The organism is Candidatus Methanoperedens sp. BLZ2 (genome assembly GCF_002487355.1).
Lineage (GTDB): Archaea > Halobacteriota > Methanosarcinia > Methanosarcinales > Methanoperedenaceae > Methanoperedens.
The window spans coordinates 23,420-45,619 of record NZ_NTMG01000060.1; the positions used below are offsets into that span (position 1 = coordinate 23,420).

At 40.0% G+C, this 22,200-nt stretch carries 26 protein-coding genes; 13 read left to right on the forward strand and 13 right to left on the reverse strand.

Annotation, left to right across the window (positions count from 1 at the left end; translation table 11 throughout):
- Nucleotides 1–98: 98 nt before the first annotated feature.
- From CL181_RS20415 to CL181_RS10875, 5 genes are all read right to left on the reverse strand, one after another.
- Entirely contained in the window at nt 99–269 is a 171-nt protein-coding gene (locus tag CL181_RS20415; protein WP_217993155.1) for a hypothetical protein, read from the reverse strand.
- Nucleotides 259–1,419 (reverse strand): sorbosone dehydrogenase family protein, encoded by a 1,161-nt coding sequence (locus CL181_RS10860; protein ID WP_176505175.1) that lies wholly within the window; start codon nt 1,417–1,419, stop codon nt 259–261. The genes CL181_RS20415 and CL181_RS10860 overlap by 11 nt, the downstream gene beginning before the upstream one ends.
- Nucleotides 1,420–1,599: 180 nt before the next feature.
- Nucleotides 1,600–2,805 carry a threonine synthase gene (gene thrC / locus CL181_RS10865; protein WP_097299329.1) on the reverse strand — a complete coding sequence of 402 codons (1,206 nt, stop codon included), beginning with the start codon at nt 2,803–2,805 and terminating at the stop codon, nt 1,600–1,602.
- Nucleotides 2,806–2,874: 69 nt separating this feature from the next.
- Complete coding sequence (locus CL181_RS10870; RefSeq protein ID WP_141398876.1) at nt 2,875–3,516, reverse strand: hypothetical protein; 642 nt, start codon at nt 3,514–3,516, stop codon at nt 2,875–2,877.
- 238 nt (nt 3,517–3,754) lie between these two features.
- Nucleotides 3,755–4,450 carry a flavodoxin family protein gene (locus tag CL181_RS10875; protein WP_097299331.1) on the reverse strand — a complete coding sequence of 232 codons (696 nt, stop codon included), beginning with the start codon at nt 4,448–4,450 and terminating at the stop codon, nt 3,755–3,757.
- Nucleotides 4,451–4,542: 92 nt separating this feature from the next.
- Between CL181_RS10875 and CL181_RS10880 the strand changes: the two genes are divergently transcribed.
- On the forward strand, nt 4,543–4,899 hold the full coding sequence (locus CL181_RS10880; RefSeq protein WP_217993156.1) for a PadR family transcriptional regulator: 357 nt from the start codon (nt 4,543–4,545) through the stop codon (nt 4,897–4,899).
- Nucleotides 4,900–4,963: 64 nt separating this feature from the next.
- On the opposite strand, the gene CL181_RS10885 is transcribed toward CL181_RS10880, so the two are convergent.
- From CL181_RS10885 to CL181_RS10910, 6 genes are all read right to left on the reverse strand, one after another.
- Entirely contained in the window at nt 4,964–5,320 is a 357-nt protein-coding gene (locus CL181_RS10885; RefSeq protein ID WP_097299333.1) for a DsrE family protein, read from the reverse strand.
- A gap of 119 nt (nt 5,321–5,439) precedes the next feature.
- On the reverse strand, nt 5,440–5,874 hold the full coding sequence (locus CL181_RS10890; RefSeq protein WP_097299334.1) for a hypothetical protein: 435 nt from the start codon (nt 5,872–5,874) through the stop codon (nt 5,440–5,442).
- A 182-nt stretch (nt 5,875–6,056) separates the two neighbouring features.
- Nucleotides 6,057–6,452 (reverse strand): helix-turn-helix domain-containing protein, encoded by a 396-nt coding sequence (locus CL181_RS10895; protein WP_097299335.1) that lies wholly within the window; start codon nt 6,450–6,452, stop codon nt 6,057–6,059.
- Between the two features lie 30 nt (nt 6,453–6,482).
- The gene (locus CL181_RS10900) at nt 6,483–7,160 is read right to left on the reverse strand and encodes a winged helix-turn-helix domain-containing protein (protein ID WP_097299336.1); all 678 of its coding nucleotides are present in this window, start codon (nt 7,158–7,160) and stop codon (nt 6,483–6,485) included.
- 320 nt (nt 7,161–7,480) lie between these two features.
- Complete coding sequence (locus CL181_RS10905; RefSeq protein WP_176505176.1) at nt 7,481–8,257, reverse strand: winged helix-turn-helix transcriptional regulator; 777 nt, start codon at nt 8,255–8,257, stop codon at nt 7,481–7,483.
- Nucleotides 8,217–8,651, reverse strand: a complete 435-nt coding sequence (locus CL181_RS10910) for a peptidase (protein WP_097299391.1) — start codon at nt 8,649–8,651, stop codon at nt 8,217–8,219. The genes CL181_RS10905 and CL181_RS10910 overlap by 41 nt, the downstream gene beginning before the upstream one ends.
- Before the next feature lie 394 nt (nt 8,652–9,045).
- Here CL181_RS10910 and CL181_RS10915 point away from each other — a divergent pair, with 394 nt between their 5' ends.
- The 12 genes from CL181_RS10915 to CL181_RS10965 all read left to right on the forward strand — a co-directional run bounded on the left by CL181_RS10915 (nt 9,046) and on the right by CL181_RS10965 (nt 19,597).
- A complete protein-coding gene (locus CL181_RS10915) occupies nt 9,046–9,429 on the forward strand; it encodes a hypothetical protein (RefSeq protein ID WP_097299338.1) in 384 nt (127 codons plus the stop codon).
- A 127-nt stretch (nt 9,430–9,556) separates the two neighbouring features.
- Nucleotides 9,557–10,192, forward strand: a complete 636-nt coding sequence (locus CL181_RS10920) for a DUF4367 domain-containing protein (RefSeq protein ID WP_097299339.1) — start codon at nt 9,557–9,559, stop codon at nt 10,190–10,192.
- Nucleotides 10,193–10,252: 60 nt separating this feature from the next.
- Nucleotides 10,253–12,208, forward strand: coding sequence for a PD40 domain-containing protein (locus CL181_RS10925; protein ID WP_097299340.1), 1,956 nt, complete (start codon nt 10,253–10,255; stop codon nt 12,206–12,208).
- Between the two features lie 10 nt (nt 12,209–12,218).
- Nucleotides 12,219–13,112, forward strand: coding sequence for an ABC transporter permease (locus tag CL181_RS10930; protein ID WP_097299341.1), 894 nt, complete (start codon nt 12,219–12,221; stop codon nt 13,110–13,112).
- Nucleotides 13,113–13,118: 6 nt separating this feature from the next.
- Nucleotides 13,119–14,024 (forward strand): ABC transporter permease, encoded by a 906-nt coding sequence (locus CL181_RS10935; protein ID WP_255251542.1) that lies wholly within the window; start codon nt 13,119–13,121, stop codon nt 14,022–14,024.
- The gene (locus CL181_RS10940; RefSeq protein WP_097299342.1) at nt 14,021–15,592 is read left to right on the forward strand and encodes a hypothetical protein; all 1,572 of its coding nucleotides are present in this window, start codon (nt 14,021–14,023) and stop codon (nt 15,590–15,592) included. Before CL181_RS10935 ends, CL181_RS10940 begins: the two co-directional genes overlap by 4 nt.
- Nucleotides 15,593–15,623: 31 nt before the next feature.
- Nucleotides 15,624–16,604 (forward strand): ABC transporter ATP-binding protein, encoded by a 981-nt coding sequence (locus CL181_RS10945; protein WP_176505181.1) that lies wholly within the window; start codon nt 15,624–15,626, stop codon nt 16,602–16,604.
- Nucleotides 16,605–17,001: 397 nt separating this feature from the next.
- Nucleotides 17,002–17,166 (forward strand): hypothetical protein, encoded by a 165-nt coding sequence (locus CL181_RS20420; protein ID WP_176505177.1) that lies wholly within the window; start codon nt 17,002–17,004, stop codon nt 17,164–17,166.
- Nucleotides 17,163–17,402 carry an MTH865 family protein gene (locus CL181_RS10950; protein WP_097299344.1) on the forward strand — a complete coding sequence of 80 codons (240 nt, stop codon included), beginning with the start codon at nt 17,163–17,165 and terminating at the stop codon, nt 17,400–17,402. Before CL181_RS20420 ends, CL181_RS10950 begins: the two co-directional genes overlap by 4 nt.
- A 41-nt stretch (nt 17,403–17,443) precedes the next feature.
- A complete protein-coding gene (locus CL181_RS10955; RefSeq protein ID WP_097299345.1) occupies nt 17,444–18,184 on the forward strand; it encodes a flavodoxin family protein in 741 nt (246 codons plus the stop codon).
- Nucleotides 18,172–18,810 (forward strand): flavodoxin family protein, encoded by a 639-nt coding sequence (locus CL181_RS10960; protein ID WP_097299346.1) that lies wholly within the window; start codon nt 18,172–18,174, stop codon nt 18,808–18,810. The genes CL181_RS10955 and CL181_RS10960 overlap by 13 nt, the downstream gene beginning before the upstream one ends.
- A 13-nt stretch (nt 18,811–18,823) precedes the next feature.
- Nucleotides 18,824–19,597, forward strand: coding sequence for a sulfite exporter TauE/SafE family protein (locus CL181_RS10965; protein ID WP_141398878.1), 774 nt, complete (start codon nt 18,824–18,826; stop codon nt 19,595–19,597).
- A 16-nt stretch (nt 19,598–19,613) separates the two neighbouring features.
- On the opposite strand, the gene CL181_RS10970 is transcribed toward CL181_RS10965, so the two are convergent.
- Together CL181_RS10970 and CL181_RS10975 are read right to left on the reverse strand one after the other, a co-directional pair.
- Nucleotides 19,614–21,290, reverse strand: coding sequence for a hypothetical protein (locus tag CL181_RS10970; RefSeq protein WP_141398879.1), 1,677 nt, complete (start codon nt 21,288–21,290; stop codon nt 19,614–19,616).
- A 77-nt stretch (nt 21,291–21,367) separates the two neighbouring features.
- A complete protein-coding gene (locus tag CL181_RS10975) occupies nt 21,368–22,081 on the reverse strand; it encodes a hypothetical protein (protein WP_097299349.1) in 714 nt (237 codons plus the stop codon).
- Nucleotides 22,082–22,200 lie beyond the last annotated feature (119 nt).

A 22,200-nucleotide genomic window follows, 5' to 3' on the forward strand; every position in this document is an offset into this window, starting at 1 on the left:
CTGAAATTAAATCATCCTTTGCCAGTGATAGCCAGTATCAATCTGAATAAGGAGCCAGCTTATGAGCCAGTGGGCGCCCTGTAAGAGACGAGATTTCATTAGACGATTGCGGAAATTTTGGTTTCATCAATTTTGCGTGATGTTTTCATGGCTTTATCAACAGCATGGGGTGAGGCACTTACAAATAATTCCGAAGGCTTCACGTCTGGTTCTGTTTCGAGTATTATTTTCTTATTTTCTTGATTTGAAAGCAAAAGCTCACTCCCCATAAAATATCCTGTAAATCTTTCCTGCGTTATCATCGCTTACAAAAAGCGAACCGTCATCTGCAACGATAATATCCACAGGTCTTCCCAGCACATTGGAGTCATTGAGCCAACCAGTAGCGAAATCTTTCACCGAATAATCATTCATGTCTATGCTGATGATTTTATAGCCTGTCGGAACTTTGCGGTTCCATGAGCCGTGAAAAGCTACGAAAAGATCACCCCTGTATTCCTGCGGGAAATTATCGCCATAGTAGAAAGCAAGCCCCAGGGGCGCAGAATGTGCCTGAAGGTCAATCAGGCTTTGAGTTTCATACGGCTCCATACAGGGATTCCTGATATACACATTCTTATCAAAATCAGTGTCATGGATATTCTTGCCATAACATATTGGCCAGCCATAATTTTTGCCTTCCCTGATAAGATTGACCTCATCAGGGGGCAGGTCATCTCCAAGATAGTCCCGGCCATTTTCAGTAGCATACATCTGTCCGGTTACCGGATGAATAACCATACCCACGGCATTTCTCAAGCCTTTTGCGAAAACTTTGCAGTCTTTCCCTTCAAGAGTACATTTGAGGATTGCGGCTCTTCTTTCATTCTCCTCTATGCAGACGTTGCATGATGAACCGATACTCACGAATAAACTGTTATTATGTATTTTCAGGGTTCTTGTGGAATGACCGCCTGCGGATAAATCGTCTATTAGAACCTCTATTATATCCCTGTCTGCGATCAAATTATTGTCATTATCTTTTACCCTGATAACCCTGTTCTCTTCGGCTATATAGAACCAGCCTTCATAGTAATCAATACCATGCGGATTGTTGAGATTGTCGATGAATATTATTGTTTCATCGGATTTCTTGTCATTGTTCCTATCGGGAAGAGCGACAACTCTTCCCATCTTTGGAACTGTGACAAATAATACTCCATCTTTCAATAGCATCATCCTTGTACCCGGATTCTGGCCGGGATATGATACTGGACTTCCACCCATATTTTCTGCAAAAGAATCGATCCTGAACCCTTGAGGAAGTTCGATTTCGGGAAGAGTTTCGGATTTAACTGATGGTTTTATGCCATAATAAGAAATTGCAGCTATTAAAATCACGATCAATGCAAATAAAATCAATAATAACTTTCTATTCATATTTTCATTCCCCCGCTGAAGTGCTATAGCATAGTTCATAAATGTCTGTAATTTTATGAACAATTAGCCGCGTTCTAAATCGTTGTCCTGATTACTGTTTGCGTTTACGGTCATTTTCGAACTTCGCTATAATTACAACAATGACGCTTCAAAATATTAAATTATTTGTTCCCTTAAAATTTATTTCGAGAAAACCGCTTTCCTTACCGCTTCAATCGTCGCATCGATTTCCATGGGTCTGGGGCATACGGAAAGCACGTGTTCTGAGTCCTTGAGCAAATGCCCTGTCGTGACACATGCCACTATTTCATCTTTATCAATAACGCCAAGGTTCACAAGTTTCCGAAGGCCTGCGATGGATGAAGCACTTGCGGGTTCTACTCCTATCCCCTCAAGATACGCAAGTTCCTGCTGGGCGCTTATTATTTCCTCATCAGTCACGGTTTCGGCAGTTCCTCCGGATTCCCGGATCGCCTTTAAGGCTTTTATTGAATTTACCGGATTTCCGATCCTGATAGCTGTTGCAATTGTTTCAGGGTGACCTTCAGGCGTTATTGCAGCAGAGTTATTCCTTATTGCCGTAACAACAGGGCTTGCACCTTGCGCCTGTATTCCGGTCATTTTCGGAACACTGTCAATGAGACCAAGATTCTTTAATTCCTTGAATCCTTTATAAATTGCAGTGATATTGCCTGCATTCCCGACCGGAAGCACAAGCCTGTCAGGCGCTTTCCATCCAAGCTGGTCTGCGATCTCAAAAGCTATTGTCTTTTGTCCCTCAAGACGATACGGATTAACAGAATTTAAAAGATAGAATCCTTCCCTGTCGCAAAGGTCTCGCACAAGTTTTAGCGCATCATCAAAATTTCCACGGATGCTCAACACTTTTGCGCCATGCATGAGTGCCTGGGCAAGTTTTCCCAGGGCGACTTTACCTGAGGGAAGAAGAACCACGGCGGGAACGCCTGCCCTTGCCCCGTACACAGCTAAAGATGCGGACGTATTCCCGGTAGATGCACAGGCAACCGTTTTCATACCAAGTTCAATGGCTTTGGTAACACCAACTGTCATCCCCCTGTCCTTGAATGAGCCTGTAGGGTTCATGCCTTCATGTTTGACATAAACATCCTTAAGTCCGATACTTTTTGCTATCCTGTCAACGCGATATAGCGGCGTTCCGCCTTCTTTAAGGGATACCGGGTCTATGCTTATCGGCAGCAAGGCGCGATACTTCCAGACAGAAAGCGGGCCTTTCAAATCGTTTTTAGTAATATTGATTTGCGAATAATCGTAAATAACGTCGAGCAGACCACCGCAGGTACAGGTATAGATGACTTCCTTTGCGGAATATTTCTTGTGACATTGAATGCACTCAAGGTGGTACATAAGGTACTCAATAGAATTTATAGGCTTATAGATTACTCTCTTATGTCTTGAATTAATTAAAAAATGTTGTTATATGTCTGATTGTAGATAAAATAAATAATATAGTCTTCTATTGTCTCTGCTATTGTCAGGCAACATAAACTGAAAAGAATAAGTTTCATTATTTTTACCGGAATTGGCTACCTGAACAACAAATACCGGATCTCCATTAATATCTGTAAGTAATGCTTCCCTGGAATAATGCCCCATACCATCCAACATGTAAATTGATGGTACATCAGCAAGCAAAGCTCCTGAATAAGGTATCCGGTAATTAGAAGAATTTGTGAATGTATTTGAACCTGAATCGTCGCCCATACCTGTTATTTCATCAATGGATGCAATATTACCTGCTTTCAATCCTGAAAGGTCAGGAGGTGAAGGTGAAGTAGTTATGATCAGATAATCGCCCTTATGTACGGTTATACCCGGAAAAATATGTTGAAGAGCCTTATTATTTTTCATATCAAAATTCTCGATCGTCATCGAATTATTTGTTATCATACCATAAAATCCCAGCCAGTGTTCCGTATATGAATTCACGGTAAAATCGTTCCATGTTATATATCCACCATTGGCCTGTACAGCTGATTCACCTGCTGAAATTGATATACAAATAATTACTGTCAGTATTATATTTATTCTTAAATTTTTAAATGTTTTTATTGGCAAACCTGTCAATGTCACTCCATCTTATATATTTACACACCTTTTCACACACTTATTTTCCAAACCTGTATGCTTAGCAGAGTTATATTAATAAAATGCATACAAGATATATAATATTATTCATAGCCAATTATATAAGTATTATGGTTATAATGATTTTCAATAAAAAATAAAAAAACAATAACTCACTGGAACAGGATTTTCCGTTTCTTTTATGCCAACCCTGACTTTTACATCTTGTTTATTTTGAGAAGGTATCTACTTTCATTGATGCAAGCTTCTGCCCGCCCTGGTAAGCCTGTTCCTTAATTGATTTATATTGTTTGATCATATTATCCACTGCTGGTTCAGGGATATTGAGATTTGAAGCCAAATTCAATAATTTTCTCTTATCTAAATTTATCTGCCCCGGAAGCATTAAACCTCCTAATGCCAGTTCCGAAACAACAGTCCCGCCGTTACCGTACACGAATGCTGCATTCTTCAGGAATTCCAGCGTCTCAGTTGCCATTTTAATATCCGGGTTCCCGCAGGCTGCAATGACAATACTATTCCTCTTCCCCTGGATACGGCATTTAATTTCAGGAGGATTTTTTCCAGGTGTAATGATTATCTGGGATACCAGCCTGTCAAATAAATTTTTAAACTGTCCAGGGACATACCGCATATATACCGGGGATGCCAGCACAAGCCCTTCAGCCCTTGCTATTTTTTCAATTATCATAGCAAGATCATCATCAGAATCCTCTTTTGTTATTCTGCAAACACCAGTTTGCCTGCATTCCATACACCCGGTACAAAATGCAAGATTCAGATCACTAATGTTTATTTTTTCAACTGCTGCTCCCCTGGAAACTGCTCCCTGTAATACCATGTCCACCAGAAGGTCAGTGCTGCTGCCTTTCCTTGGACTGCCTACAATTCCTAATATCTTCATATTTATTCCTCTTTGACCTGACCATGTTAAGATCAGATGTATTGCATACCCAATAATAATATTTAAATATATCGGACGTCCAATATTGGCCAGTGACAGATAACAATTGCAATGAGGAAATATGCGCACCGGAATCCTGTGATATGAGGGGGATGCTTTCGTTTTTGATAATGTGGTTTCTCTCAAAAAGACCCATGTATGGTGAGGAGATAGCGCTGGAACTTGAAAAAATGAAAGGGAACAAACCCACCCCGGGCACGATATATCCTGCATTAAAACACCTGCAGAATAATGGTCTTGTAACATCGAAGAAAGATGGGAGGAATATCATCTATTCCCTCACAGAAAAAGGCACAACAACATCAAAAAAGGCATTTGAATATTTTTGCAGTATGTTTGAACCCGTTTTCAAAGATTGTATAAAAGCAAAAAATCTTAAAAAAATGTGAATTATTAAAAACACGGACTTAAAAATAAATCCGCTCAATCGATTTTTCAATGAGCATTCCGGACTCAGAATGTAATTATCTGGTAACCCTCTGCTATCAATTCCCTGAAGCTCGGATGTCCCTCATATTCTTCACTGAGAGAAATGTGAGATTCCACTGCACACTCTTTGACACCAAAACCACCGGCACAAAAACTGCAAACTCCTGTTGATTTGTCTTTTACTGAATCAAACAACTCATGAAACATATGGTCCTGTTTGGAAAGTTCTTTGACCCATTTGGTTCCTGCTCCGTCAAAGATGAGCTTAAATTCATCGTTTGCATCTTTAAATTCTTTTACTGCTAGAAGTGCATTGTGAACTCTGGCCATATCCCCATACGTTTCCGTATCTGCTAACACTACAATTGCTACTTTTATCATATTCTGTCCTCCGTTTTATATGCCTTTTTCAGACAAATTCTATATTTACCTTATAGATAATAACCCTCTTCAGGTTGTGAATATTATAAGCACACCCGATTATAGAATATATTAAAACTTCATTTCAATGTGCAATTATTCATGCTGTCTGAGAGTTTAAATAAGGCAAATAAAAGCAACATGATGGAAGCTATTTCCAACCATTGGTTCTTGCCTAAAATGAAAGCCAGCGGTGCTGATATTCCCAGCAGCGACACCAGAAGGGGCGTGCAAAGGGGACATGCTGATGTGAAAAAACCTACAAACATACCTGCAAGGCCGGTTTTTTCATGCTTTTTAATTCCCATCTCCCTTTGATTATATATGAACATGGTTAGATAAATTCCTGAAAGGACTGACATAACAATAGTCAAAAAACCATTGAGGGGATTTATTTGCGCCCCCATTGTCAGGTTTGTGAATACTGCATAAATGTAGGTCATAACTGCTATAGAAAACAAAGCAATAGCAAAATATGACTTGTTTTTTAAAACTTTAATTATATTGTCTAACATAAATACCTCTAAAAATAGCTGCCTTGAAAGCAGGCAGCTTTTACATTACTCAGGCGGCGGGGTGGGCATGAAGTTTGTATCAATGGCTATTATCTTACTACTCATATTTTTTACCTCAACCTATTATCTGGGGTTATTCCAGTAATATCCAGCGGAGTAGTGAGTAAAATAAGCACTAGCGATTATCGTTTTTCAAAATTGGTTACGAGCTGTCCCATCATCCTGTACCAGACATTAAGTTCCCTGTTCATTATCATTTTTGTTTCCTCAATCGGGACAGATGTGTAAATATAAGTAAACCCGCCAGCGCCCAGTACCCTGAATTTTCGTTCTATCATACCTTTGTCCATTAATGTCTGAAGTGAGCGCTGGATTGAACTTCTATCCTTTTTAAGAGACTCTGAAACTTCAGCGATAGTTGATCCGGAATGGTCAAGAAGATAAAAATATACCTCTATTTCATAATCCTTTATCTTAAAAACGCAGCGCATAACATCATTGAATTTAGGCGCCGGGGTCATCATAAGCTCTTCCACTGTCTGGAATTCCGTCTTATTTTCATTATCCAAAGTATCCATAACTTCACCTTATATCTGAATACATTAAATTCAGGAGCTCAATACCGAATACATATCACCAATACTTCTTAAGACCTTGAATCCCTTATCCGTGATCATATAGTCTCCCCGCTCATGGCGCTGTAAGATCATTCCGCTGTCAAGCAGTTTTTGCAAATGGAATAGTAAATTCCCTCCGCGAAGTCCTGTGAGTTCAGTGAGCGTGGAAAAGGTTTTTGTCTCTATTGCTATTGCTTTCATTATTTGAAGGCGCTGTTTATTGGATATCGGTTCAAGTATGTCATTAACAACCAGTTCATCAGGTAATAATGATATATCCTGCTTCTTTTCTGTATCTGTGTTATATATTTGCAGCGACCGCATCAGATCGACCTGCTTCCCTAAAAGCGTCTGGACATTTGAAAAACATTTCTCGCACTGCTTCGATGGGGCACTGCTCCTCATACCGTTTAGATCCGACTGGTTTTTCAAAATAATATCTTCATGAACCTCATCCTGCTTTATCAGGCTTGCATTCTTTTGCAGGAATCCTGTGAAGTTGGATTTGCAGGTATCCCGCATCTGGCATTTTTTGACCATATTATTTTCAAGACCGCCCTCGATATCATCAAGAACATGCCCTATGATCGCATTCGTAAAATTAGCGCGGGAACCCGAAAGTACATGTTCAAGATGCTGCTGGCTTGACTGCTCAACAAACCGCTTCATGTCATTATGTATCTCATACAGCTTTTTTTTATTTCGAGGACCTCTTTGTAAGAGTCATCCTTTTTATTTACCATATGAGAAGTTGTTTTGTCTTATCAAGATAAAAAGGTTTCTATTACAACCTTAAAGGTCATGTTTGTATATTAAAATGTAGTTGGTATAGGTTTATAGCAATTATTCGGTATGGAATGCACACTCCGAATATCACCCTATTCAGGTGACCTCGCAGGAAATGGTAAGCCATGCGGGCAAGGCTTGCAGCGCACCTTTACACATTGAAGCCCTGTGCCATGAACAGATATATTTTTTTCTTTCTGAGTTTATGAGGATGTTTTGTTCAAATATTCCTGCAATGAATCGAAGTAATTGGAATTGATGCTGTAAATTGTGTACCTGCCATTTGTATCAGCTTTAACAATCCCCTGTTCTTTCAGATGTTTAATATGCTGTGTAAGTGTCGGTGAAGAAACTCCGATTCCTTCTGCAAGGGTTTTATGATTTATATTTTGATTACCAAGTATCCCTAAAATAATCCTTCTATGAGTATCATTCTTCAGCGCAGAAATTACTGTCCGTTCTTCTTTATTATAAGTAGAGTGGTTCAGAAAATAGCGAAGTTTTCCGTTTGTTTTGTATGATTCTATTATTTCTTTTGTTTCCATCGTTTTCAGGTGGTATTCGACCGATCCTTTGTTCAATCCTGTTTCTTTTATTATCTCGCTGAAATAACTTCCAGGGAAAGATTTAATAAAACCATATAGTTTTTCCCTGTTCATATTTTCCAGAATATTTGAGCTGTTTAATCTCTTATAGCCACAAAGGATGGGAAAAAGCCTGATTGGAAAAAAAGTTTCCGGAGAAGAGGTTACCTTAGTAAAACCCAGCAGAAGAAGAAAAAGCCAGTAAGGAATAGGTTTGACTTCGATTTCATGAACATCTTCCCCTGCTACTGATGCGCCGAATTGGTTACTTTGGGAGGGACGTACCGTGTATTCAGTAGCATAGGCTGTAGAGACCGATAATAAAATGAAAAAATAAAGAAGGAAAATTCTCGGTCTAATGCTGAGCCACGTTAAAGTTGTAGTCTTCCGTTCCAACGACTGATACTCCATATGCCTCATACTTCCATTGTCCTGCTTCTACATAACCCTGACCTGGAACAATATCAATATGTATCCTGCCGTCAATTATTCCATCGCTTGAATCATAATAAGTTCCAATGCGGCTGCTGCCGGGCGTGTATATGGTCAGCGAGAGGGAATCGGTTTTGTCTCCACAGTTCAGGTCGACTTCAAGCCAGTTTACACTGCTTCCCACATTTGTATAGTATGTTTTAGTCTGACCCTGTGTTAAAGAATCATATGTCTGGATAGATACTGGCGGTATTTCACCGCTTGAAGGACGCACTGTGTATTCTGTTGTATTTTTTGCCGATACCACTGGCACAGACAACAACGCTGCAACCATAAATAAAGCAATTAACCATTTCATGTTATCACCGAAAGGGTATAACAGCAAAGGAGTATATGAGTTTTCTATGAAAACCACCTAACTGATTTTGGACTACCCTGAATGGTTGAAGTTCGATGCATGAGTTATCAATCAACCAAACGTTTCTGCTGCTTTATTTCACTGAATCAATTTGCAAACCGAATCAGTTAGGTACTTTTCATAGAAATTATATAAGCATCTAAGACTTTTAAGAAATCGTGCGGGGTTCAACTGAACTTACCAAAGAAAGGTTAAACCCCGGACATCGCCCGAAGGCAAAATAAGGTTAGTACTTCAAATGTATTAAAGACTTGCTTGGTTTTGCCTCCGGAGTAATATAAAAAGAAGGTGAAAAAGAATCAAAGCAAGTATAAAAATAGGTGTTATGACTCTAATGGTACTTAGCATATTCAGCGGTGTAGCGCTTGCAGATCCAATCCAAGGAGGAGGAGATGCCAGTAATTACTATAGCAGTGCAAGCACTCTTGAGCGAGCAATACCATCCGGCAGCTGGTATATCTATGGAAATGCATATCTCCAAACCAGCGACGTTGACTGGTACAATCTCAATACCAATGCAGGTCAGCTACTATCCTACGAATTGGATACGGCCGACTGGCCTTATGTCCTGCTGGATATATATACATCATCAACCACAACTATCGGAAACGATAATGTAGGTAGTGTTTATGTTTCTGGTAATACGAAGCAAAAAACCATACTTAGTGGAGGACATTCAGTTGATGACTGGTATCAATTTAGGCTGAAAATCAACTAGACCTAGATTAGATCAATGTACAAAACTAATACAATGTTTAAAATTTTATTTTTTTATTATATATATATAATAAGATGAAAGCTAAATGAATACAAAAACAGGTACTGTGTAAGAATAGAGTGAGAAAATGAGAAAATCAATAATAATTGTAGTATCCATTGTATCAGTGTTGGCGATACTCTTCGCTGTTGCATTGGGCTTTACTGGTACTAATATCAAAGTCAACTCATCCGCAATTAAGGAAGCTGGGACTATCAAAGATAATCAATCTGACAGTGGAGAGACCATGGATTCAATATCTACTCCGACACCTGAATCTACCCAGGAGAAAAACACAGAAATGGCGATTACAGAAGTGCAAACAAAAGTTTCCTTTACAATTCTCAAACCAGCTTATATACCTGATGGATACACGCTGGATATTTCACAAACCAGTGGAACTAAGTTCAGAGGTACTACTGCACAGCTCGAACAGGCAAGGCTTACCTATACAAAGGAAAATGAAACGCTGACCTTACTTGAAGTCCTCGTGGTTGGTGATGACCCCATTGACTCTAAAATTGCATCTAAAACCCCATGGAAATTCGTAGATATAAATGGCGTTCAGGGCCGCTTACTGGAAAAAAGTGATGGAAAGCAGTTAAGCTGGGAAATAGGTAAGCTTAACTTGACCATTCTCGGTTCCGCCTATAATGGGAATGGTTTTACCGATACCTCACTCAGTAAAGAAGAGATGATAATGATGGCAAAATCTGTCAAATAACCATGCCATTGGATTCTTATGTTAATATATTTAATTTATAATAAAAAAGTGGAATGCCTGATGACCAAGAAAAAAAGCACCGGATTTATACTGATCGCATTTTGTATAGTCTTATTCATAACTCATATCAATATAGCCAGCGCAACAAACCTGACTATAGATACTGATAACGTTGAAAATCTGGTTGAGATCACGGATATCATCGAAAAAGAAACGTTAAAATCAATCGATTTTGATCAATTTGATTCTCTTTCTAATAATTCAATATTTTTGTGGTCTCCTGATGGGTCTAAGTTATTGATTTTAGTCAAAATGTTTATCTCGACAAAAAACGCATCATCCGATGATGTAAAGTCTGTCAGATGCGGTGAATTCGGCGTTTATGAAAGAGCTTCAACTCTTTTCTGGATAGATGCAAACGGCACTGAAAGTACCAACATTGCAAGAACTGAGGAAAGTATTAGAGCGGTAAGGAACAATGCTGCTAGTTGGATAGAATCTGCCTGGTGGAGCCCGGATGGCGATAAAATTGTATTCAAAGTAATAAATCCCTGCGATGAGAAGGATTTTAATCTTTACGTTTCAGACATAAAAGGCTCTATTCTGGCAAAGATAAATAGTTTATGGTCTCCTTCTATGCAGTGGAGCCCTGATAAAAGCAAAATTGCACTTGTAGATGGTAAAGATCACAGTCAAATATGCATAATCGATGTGGAAAATTCTACTGTCCGGCAGCTTCAACTCGGTATTAGTGCAGACATGTATAGTATAATATGGAGTCCAGACCATAATAAAATCGCTTTTGTGGGTTCTAAAAATGGAGAAATATATACAATTAATTCCGATAACTCCTCTGTTCAACAGCTAACCGCTGATATGCAAGGTGGGAAATTGAGCTGGAAACCGGATGAGGAAAAATTAGTATTTGCGGCCAACGATGGGATTTATGTAATAGATATTGACGACGGTAACCCTACCTTGATTGAAAAAGGAAATTTTGAGCTTGGTTCATGGAGCCCTGATGGGAAAAAAATAATCTTAACAAGAAATAATGAACAAGGAAATTTTGATAAGTATTATGTGTTGTCCTTTGATCGGACAACAAAACTAACAGCTGCTATACCGGATTCAGGAAAATATTTAGAATTCGTTTCGTGGAGTCCGGATGGAAGAAAAATAGTGTTTAGAGGAACTGATGAGAAGGAAAATTTATACAGACTTCATGTTTTTGACACTGAGGGCATAATCACGAAACTAATAGCATCAGACGTGAAAAATGTAAATTATATTGCATGGAGTCCCAATGGTGACAGAATTGTTTTTAGTTCTGAGGACAGTAGAAGCGTTTATACAATAAATCCGGATGGAACTGATGAAATTACTCTGGTAGAAAGCAACTATACATTCATGGAGGGAATATATGGTTTGGGATTGGATAACAAAATATATTCATTCACGAACGACTCTATTATTAAAGTAAACCAGGATGGAACTGAGCGATTCCCGCTTGTTACGAATCTATCGACTGATACCTATACATACAACAATATATACTTAAACCCCAGCGGCAGCAGAATACTTTTTACAGTTAAAAATATAACTGACCGAGAACATGCCTATATTTTAAAAATGAAGGGATATGATGAAACTGTATCAATTTATACCCCCGGTCTAATTAGAGAAGGAGATGAAATCTTTATTGAAGTTAAATCCCTATCGATGCCTATTAAAAATGCAACAGTCTTTCTAAATAATAAGGAGATAGGCGTAACTAATGATTCAGGATTTTTACATTATAACTTCAAAGAAGCGGGAAATTACAGATTAAATGCTTTAAAAGAGGGTATTAAAATTGCAACTAAGTTTATCACGGTTCAAGAGCGGCCAACGGAGCAAACAATCAGTACAATAACAGTAGCATCTGCAGATAAAACTCCTGAAACAGAAACACCAGGTTTTAGCTTGATATTTGCATTGTTCGCATTAATATTAATATCTAACAGATTTAAAAAATGAGGAGGATTAAATGAAACGGAATTTAGGAAACGTGTTTGTAATTGCACAGAAGGAGTTTGCAGATAATCTCTATAGTATGAGGTTCCTGGCATTACTCTCAATCGTTACACTAATAATATTCTCAATGAGCTATAGGAATGTCACCGAAGGACGTAATATGTTTGAGATAGGTTTTTTGGGTGTTGCTCAGATTATTGGGCTTTTCCTGCCGTTGCTTGGAATTGCGCTTGGGTTTGATACAATAGTGAAAGAACGCAAATCGGGTTCGCTAAATGTTCTTTTAACTCATCCCATATTCAGGGATAATATAATTACAGGCAAAATTATTGGGTCTTTGGCAACATTGGCACTGGTTGTGGGTATAGCTGTAATTGCTTCAGTGGGAACAATGCTCTTTGGAACTGGAGTGCAGGTTAGTCTTTTCCAGCTTGAGCGTATACTAATTTTTGCTATCCTGACATTTCTTTATATCTCTATCTTCGTAGGTATTGGCATATTCCTCTCGATAGTTTCGAAAAGTGCTTCAAACTCATTGATTTATGGGATAGCTATCTGGCTCAATGTGGTTGTAGCGTTTGGTGCGATTATTGCAGTAATAGCATCTATGATAACCGGACAACCTTTTCTTGATTTTGATAATCCAACACTTGAACTCAACGCAAAAATGCAAAAATTTACACCGCTCCATCACTATGCCGAAACTGTTAGTGGTGTGCCAAGTTTCAGTTGGGGAGGAATAAGCATCCAATCAAGTAAGCTAAGCAGTGGAATCTTCGATACAGGTAATTCACTGGATAAATGGATACAGGAATATTGGTCAAACCTCATAGTGCTAATCACCTTACCGATTATTTTATTCATCGCATCATTTGTAGCATTCCTGCGTAAGGATATAACATTGTGAGGAATTATGAAAATAAGCTTCAAAAATTCAATTGTTATTGCCCAGAAAGAATTCGCAGACAATATCTTTAGTCCTGTATTTTTAGTTCTTCTTATTACTTTTACATTAATTATTTTCAGTTTTAGCTATGAGAGTGGGTTGGAAGCTGAGGACTTTACAAAAGAAGGCTCTTTATTAATGGCTGGATTTTCAGGCGTGACCAAGATAATTGGCTGGTTTTCCCCTCTAATAGGAGTTGTATTGGGATTTGATGCAATAGTTAAAGAACGAAAATCCGGAACTTTAAACGTTCTTTTAACGCATCCTGTATTCAGGGATAATATTATTATTGGTAAGATTTTAGGAGCAATGATAACATTATCCCTGGTCATGATAATTTCAACTATTATATCAATCAGCAGCTTGCTTCTTATCTTAGGCGGCACAATAAACGGAATGGAGATGAGCAGGCTATTTTTGTTCATCGTAATAACCTTCTTCTACAGCCTTATCTTTCTGGGAATTAGTGTTATTCTTTCTATCGTTGTAAAAGAAGCATCAGACTCATTGGTTTACAATGTTGTATTCTGGCTGGGTTTCTGTGCTGTATTTGCAGCAATTTCAGTCGCATCTGCAATCATTTTGACTGGTCAGCCAATCAGGATTGGCAGCACGTCTTTTGAACTGGCACTGAACCTGGCGAATATATCTCCGCTTCATCATTATGCAGAAGCAGCAGCAGGCCAGGGCTACCTTGGGTGGGGAGGTTTTGGAACTGAACCGGCCACTATAAAAGGAATATTAGACACCCGCTTTACACTCTCCCAGTGGTTCAGCGAGTTCTGGATGAATTTAACAGTGCTGATCGTAACCCCGATCATCCTTCTAATCATTGCTTTCATCGCATTTCTCAGGAAGGACATAAGTACATGAATAAAATTTTAAGAATTTTTGGAATTATAACAATACTTACATTACTCCTGATACCATTAGCCGCAGCAGAATTCTCCCAGGTCACAGCCACCACTGATATAACAGGCAAAGTCGTCCGCCCGGGTGACACAGTCGAATTCACCACAACACTGAAAAAACTCTACAACACCACAAAAAGCGTCTCTGTCAAACTATTCATAGACAAAAAACCAGACGACTGGCTTGCGGGCTTCTATGCAGATAACAACCAGGTCAGCCAGATAACCTTCCCTGCAGACTCAATAACCTCAAAGCAGGTCGTTGTAAGAGTGCGGGTTCCACCAAACACAAGCAACGGCTCCTACCTGATAAGGATAGGGTTGCAGCCTTATGGCGAGGATGTTACCAATTATGAATTGATATACCGCGATTTTGCGGCAACTGTGGACAGGAATGCTATGCCCAATCTTGATATATACTCAGGCATACCCGGAAGAAAGACCCATCCTGGCATTCCAGCCAGATTCCTTGTTACAGTTGAGAACAAATATGACAGCAGGGCAACGGTTAAGCTCTCGATACTTTCAAAGCCAGGTGAATGGGGCGTGGACCTGCTCTCTTCAGACGGCGCAAGGATCACAAAAATGAGTATTCCTGCAAAAGGTAAGCAGGATTTTGATGTTGTCGCCCAGCCTCCTGTTAATTCAACCGACGGGGATTATGAGGTGCTGGTAGGCGCTTCTATGGACAGCGGCAGCCAGATAATATCACTGCCGCTGAGTATCACCATTAATCCTGAGCTTGATCCAACCCAGGCATTGAGTGCATATCTTGAAATGCGCTCAGCTATAGCAGGGCTTGAAGTCCGGCCTGAAAATACAGCAGAGTTTGCCGTATCCCTGAAAAACAGATATGACCAGCAGCTCAAGCTGAACCTGAAAGCACTGGATAAGCCGCAAGGCTGGAATGTGGAGTTTCTTTCGGATACGGATGATAATGTGAGGCTTACCACGCTTGAACTGCCGGCAAAAGGCGAGCAAAATTTCATAGTGAAAATCAAACCTTCCCTGAACGCAAGCGATGGCATATATCCTGTACTCGTGGGTGCTGTCAGCGGGGATGACAGGAGCGTGTCCCATAGACTTGAAGTTACCGTCAATAAAGGTCTTGAGAATAGCCAGATACTCAGCCTTTATCCGAGCTACAGCGAAGTAACTCTTAATCCTGGCAGCTCGACAGAAATCAGTGTAAGCCTGAGAAACGGCGGGGATGAGGCATTGAGCGATGTGCAGCTTGAGATACAGGAAGTAAGCGGCATCAGTACCCAGATAAGGAGCTTCGGGACAATAGAAAAACTGGAGGCTGGCGAATCAAGGAATATCCCTGTTGAGATTACAGCACGGGCAGATGCCGGATCGGGGATAAAAGAAATATTCATGCGTGCAAAGAGCGGCGATATCCAGGGCGAGGAAAAGACCATCAAAGTGAATGTTGAAAAATCAGGTTCAAGCGGGATAGCAGGGATCGGGATGGTTGTGATTGCTATTGTTGCGCTTGTATTTATAATACGAAAGTTCGGGAGGAGATAAAATGGACAACGTAAAAATGGATATAATAAAAATGGACAAAGAAACCAATCAAGAAACCAATCAAAATGAGAACATTATAGAAACCATAAATCTTACCAAGCGTTTTGGTAAGAAAAACGAGCTTGTTGCAGTGGATTCGCTAAACCTTGGCGTTAAAAAGGGCGAGGTCTTTGGCTTTGTCGGTCCCAATGGCGCAGGAAAGACCACTACGATGAAGATGCTGATAGGTTTGCTTGAGCCTACAGGCGGCTCTGGAAAAGTTGCAGGCTTTGATATTGTGAGAGAAGTCATTAAGATAAGGGAAGCAACAGGTGTTTTGCCTGAACCTGCCGGGTTTTATGATAATCTTACTGCAAGGCAGAATCTCAGGTTCTATGCAAAGCTCTATGATATCGATGAAAAGACACGGGAGAAGCGGATCGTTGACCTGCTTGAGCTTGTGGGTCTTAACCGTGCCATAGACCAAAGGACAGGCGGGTTCTCAACCGGCATGCGTAAACGTTTCGGTCTTGCCCAGGCGTTGATAAATGAGCCAGGTGTCCTGTTCCTGGATGAGCCTACCAGCGGAATAGACCCTCTCGGTGCCCAGATGATGCGCGATTTGATCAAGAAGCTCAGCAAAGAGAAGGGTGTGACCGTGTTCCTGAGCAGCCACAGCATGGCAGAGGTTGAGGAAATATGTGACAGGATCGGGGTGATTGCGCGCGGTAAGCTGCTTGCCGTAGGTACGGTGGAGGAACTCAGGGATAGGGTGAGGGAAAAAGTAGGTGTAAGGTTTACACTTGAAGTCCAGGATTTGCCTGTGCAGAGGGTCTTAGAGGGATTGAAAGGAGTTAATGGTGTGCGTTCTGTTGAGCCGGTTAACGGTCATATATCGCTGCTGACAGATGTGGGAACGCGCATGGAGATAGCTGTAGCTGTGAAGTCCATGGGCGGAACCATATCCCGATTCGAGGAGGAGAGAATGGATTTGCAGCGGGTGTTCCTGAAGTTGATAGAAGAGGCGGCATGATGCCCGTACATATGTGCCATTAAATTAAAATTAGAAATATGTATAATGTATCGATATGTAAGCAGTTGTCACAGAAATTATAAATAATTATAAGAGTTTACAGAAATCGTGCGGGGTTCAACTGAACTTACCAAGAATGGTTAAACCCCAGACATCGCCCGAAGGCATGATAATATTAGCTTTGAACTTATTTAAAGCCAGCGCTGCGCCTGATGAGGGCAGCAAAGAATACAAAATTAATGGCCAACAAAATGTGAATCAGGTTATAAAAATTCTATTCTAAAGTTTCTATTACAACCTTAAAGGTCATGTTCGTATATTAAAATGTAGTTGGTATAGTTTTATGACGGCTAAGTATATGCTAATAACCTGCCAATATGTTCTCGAGGTGAATTAAATGCCTGAATGGAAATATACAAACAAAAAAGTGACAAAAGAAGAAGCACAGAAGTCGTTAGATGCCGTAAAAAGCGCATGTTTCAAATGTGAAAAACATGCCAGCGGCTGCCCTATCTCAAGAACAGCAGGTGAGATAAAAGCAATGACGGAGGAAAAATCATGAGCGTAAAAGAAGAGATACATGCACAGATCGTCGGAGGACTTGCAGGCGCAAAGTTCCCGATAAAGACGCCGGAACAACTCCTGTCCGCATTCCCGGACGGCGCCAATACCACATGCAAGGCAGGCGACATTGAAGTGACGGCAGGCCAGGCAGGAAAACTGCTAAAAGCAAGCGATTTTCCTTTTAAGAACGCAAAAAAGGTTGCGGATGTAATCGTTGAAAGAGCAGGGCTCTAGGCCCTGTTTTTTCATATGATATTTTTTTTAAGAGAATAAATATGAAAGTTATAGGAATAAGCGGCAGTCCGACAAAAGACAGCAACACAGACACACTGGTAAAAGCGATACTTGAGGCTACGGGAGCACAGACAGAATTTTTCAAGCTCTCATCTATAAAAGTAGGTCCCTGTATCGCGTGTATGAAATGCGTCCAGACCAATGAATGCATAATCAATGACGATTTTAAATGGCTTTCCAAAAAGGTAATGGAAGCAGATGCTATTGTTGTCGGTTCATCAACATTCTACGGCGCAGCAAGCGCTTTTACAAAGGCGTTCATAGAGAGGCTATATTCAAAAAGGCACTTAAAACTCCTGACAGCAGGTAAGTTTGCTGCAACAGTCGCTGTCGGGGTAGCTGCTGAAAAAATGGTTGGTGAATGGCTTGGAAACGCCCTTCGCGCAGGGGGTATGGAGATCGTGGGAAGCATGACAGCAAAAGGTACACCATGCTGTTTTGTGTGCGGACCCGGTGAAACCTGTGCCTTTACGGTCTGGAATGCATACTCGAAAGAACTGACAGGTATGGACCTGGGCGTTGAGGAAGCATATAAGGAGTATCTTGAACTCCTCCCTGATAACAAACCGTATGCACACGGATCAGCTAAATTCCTGAAAAGTTACAGGTCTGTGAAGGATGAACCCGAAGTTATGGCAGAAGCAGAAAGAATCGGGAGGCTTATTAAAGAGAGGATAAAGAACAAAAGTAAAACAGCAGGCGATTCAGAATGCAAGTGTTAGGAATAAGCGGCAGCCCTGTTAACAACAGCAACACTGACAGGCTGGTCAAAACAGTTCTTGAAGCTACGGGTCTTGATTACGAATTCATTAAACTTTCAGAGTACAATATCCATCCGTGCAGGGCATGCCTTGGCTGCGCCAGGGACAACATTTGCAGGCAGAAGGACGACTGGCATATTGTTGAAAATAAGATCAAAGAATGTGCGGCTCTTGTTATTGGCGGCTATCCTACCTATGGTACTCTTGACTCAAGAACAAAAATGCTGACTGAACGCATGTATTCCATGCATCATCAAAGAATGCTCAATAAAGGTAAAATTGGGGTGGCAGTAGCAGTCGGGGTCGGGCGGGGAATACCAGGCGTAGACCATGCTGCTGACCAGATCGCTGCTTTTATGCAAATGGAAGGGATCAATGTAATCGGGAAAGTAAGCGGAACAGGAAACATTGCCTGTCTTTCATGCGGATATGGAGGCACCTGCGGGATAAGCGGAGTTCCGCTGTTGTTTGGCAAAGGAGCCATGCCATCAAAGGATAAATATATATCAATAGAGGGTCAAAAGGATATCATTGAGAAAGCAAAAGAAATAGGACAAAAAATCAGGGAGATGCTTGCAGGGAAATAAGCGAGGTTCCATAATGGATTTCACCTTCTGGTATCTTTTCCCTGTTGGAATAATCATTTCCATCCTCTCGATGTCTGCTGGTATCTCAGGGGCTAATTTCTGGATACCGGTGTATATATTTTTTATCAAGATCGACCCTTTAGTATCTTTCTGGCTGGCGCTTATTACGATGCTTTTTGGATTTGGAAGTGGCGTGACAAGAAATATTTACCAGGGAACGATCAACTGGTACATTGTCAGACAATATTTAATCCCCTCAGTACCGGCTGCTGTCATCGGTTCTCTTATGTCATCTTATGTTAATGGAAATCATCTTATATTCATTTTCAGTTCTTTCATATTCATATTCGGGATGTATCAGCTCATTGTCAGTATCACTTCGAGGAAAGAACAGCCCAAACACCAGAGAATTTACCGGGAATTGGGTTTTGCAGGTGGTTTCCTGAAAGGATTAATTGCTACGGGTCTTGGCAAGTTGATAATGCCCGGGATGTGGGATCATGAACGAATAAAAAGCCCGTCACAGGTCATCGGTTCAACGATCGTTATCCTGTTTATTGTTGATTTTGTGGCTGCCATTACCCGAATGAACCCTGATTTTGTAAATAAACTTTTTGAGAATAGAACGGTACTAATTAATGCGCTAATTTTCGTAGTGCCATCAGTTGTTATTGGAGGGCAGGTAGGACCACGAATTATCAGGAATACAAATGCTAATCGCCTGAAAATATATATTTCAGTTATGTTGATTTTTGTTAGCCTGCTGATATTTTCAAGGTTAGCATGATAGAATTTAATTTTGATCACTTCGATTTTTTTAGAAAATTCCCGAGTTTTTTCGTCTTGTACATCTGGAACATTACTACTACTATTATCAGGACTAATACAAGTATCGGGGTAACATAATCACTTGATATCAGGAGGGGATAATTCCCTTCAATGACTTTTACCAGTGCAGATTCTCTCTGGCCGTAATTTACGCGAACATTGATCCGGGGATTCTCTTCAATATTAGTGTCGCTCAAGGTTGTAATAAAAACCGCATCATTTGAAGCGCCAGCTTCAAGGAGCATTGCTTTATCCTGGACCATTATTGTTTCTTCACCATATATCAGGAACTTTACCTGAGCCTTCGTATATGCGTCGACTGCGCCTGTATTTGTGATCCCTACCTTTAACTTATGAGCTTTTTTATCATAGGAAACCTTTGAAATATTAAGCGATGAACTATCTGATATGTCTATCATCTCAACCATCATTTCCTTATAAAGGACACGTTCAAACGATCCTGGAACTTCACCGAACATTGTTGTGAATTTTGCAGTCAGGTTCTGGCCGTTCAATTCTGTTTTATAGGCCATAGTCACCATACTGTCGCGGTTCACATAGACAGGTTCCCTATCACCAAGAGTGGTTATTCTCACACCTTTTGATAAAATCTCGATAGATGATCTCAAATATACTCCCATATATCCCTTATTTTCGTAGGTCACTTCAAGGTCCTTTGTAGCACGATTATATCTAACTGAATTAATATCAATTGAAAGCTCATATTTCGGAAGAGGGAACATATCAAGCGCTTTGACTTCGGAGGAGCCACCAGCGTTTGTTAAACCCTGGCCGAACTTTAAAAAAATAGTCATATTTGTTATTTGTTTTAACTGGTATGCAAGACCTGAAAGCTCAGTTCCGATGACAAGGCCTTTTTTTATGCCGCTTTCTTTTATATATTCAACAACCCTGTCAGGAACTCTCTCTCTTCCTATTAAAAGTACGGGTTGTTTTCCTGACATGATTCCTTCTTCGATAAATTCCCCGTTTGTAAGGGTTAGCTGCGTGATGCTTTTGTATCTTTTCAACAGGTCAATATTATTATCGAACCTTGATCCGTTATTGATCAGCTCGGGTTTGAATTCAGCCAGTTTGCTTTTGACCTCTATATCCAAAAAGCCGTAAATTATTATCCTGTTTACACCATTGGCTTTCAGGAAGGAGTATAATTCATCAATATTCTTTTTATTGGCAAATAAGACAAAAAATTTTTCCTGGGCAGCATAAGGCGCAATAGAAATGGCATTATATCCGGATGAATCGTCTACAACTATAAAATCAGTTGTATTTGCCCTTTTAGCAAGCTCTGTATTAAGTGTTGTTCCTGAAGCAATTATTTCCTCGACTGTAAAACCAGCGCCTTCAAGGCTGGTCTTATAGCTGAAAGCAAAAGGTGCTTTATCAGATTCCACAAGGAGTATGTTTTTTTTTGTTGTATCCAGGGTATTAAAGAGTATTGAAGCATGTTCACTGCTTATGAGAAAACTGGATTTTATATTATTAAAGCCTGCATAATGTGCGCCAAGGTAAACATCCTGCCAATCTGCGGAATTAATAACCACCTGGTCAGGTGTTGCAGAGGCGCTTGGTATCGATATTCCTGCAAACAAAAATAATAATAACAATAACTTGTAGGCTAAACTCATCATTACTATGATAATATAAACTTATATATTAAACCTTCGCATTAAAAAAAAAAGAAGTTGGATCAAGGATCCAACTACGGCTATGGAAGTTCCATGTAGAAGTAATATACGTTAGGTGAGGTTCCATTTACAGGAACAAGCAATTCATAGTTTGAATACTCGCTTTTGTAGTTTAGCTGAGGTGCTACAACGACAGCTGCCCATAATACTTCACCTTTAGTTACTGTAGCGTTAGTATCAACAGATTGAATCACATGGTCCAGAAAACCATTTGTAGTATGTACATGTGAAGCATTTATTGATGTATCTACGAAAGTCCTATTTCCATCACCTGTTTTATAGGTATTCTTGATTGTATCTGGCATTACTTCACCACCAAACCAAATTTGGTCGAGGTTAGTGATATTGGCCTCAAAGAGTGTATCCCAGGCCGTAAAAGTACTATTGTCTATTGCATAAATGGATCTGTTCGTGACATTAACTGTCCAATTATACATCTCGGTACCGTTAGAGCCACTCAATGTTATAATACCTGATACGTTACCAAAGTAGCCCTGCCAGTTCTGGGTCTGGTTGGTTTGCTGATACAGGTCAATCTGGGTAATATATCCCCCTGCGGATTGACTGGAATTTTGACCAGTCCTGAGTGGTTGAGTTTCGTTTGTTCCGTTTATTATCAAGCTTCTATCCAGATCATTATCACCTATGGCAGCGGATGCAGTCCCGGCTATGAAAAATAGCGCCAGAACTAAAATTGCTGCGGATAGCGCTGTATTGAAGTTAACATTCTTCATATTTTAATTCCTCCGTATTTTTTGCATATAGATTAAATCCTTTATGATCCAACTTCGGGGGGATTTTTTCATCATTATGCTTATCATTAATATATGACTACTATATTATATAATGATTT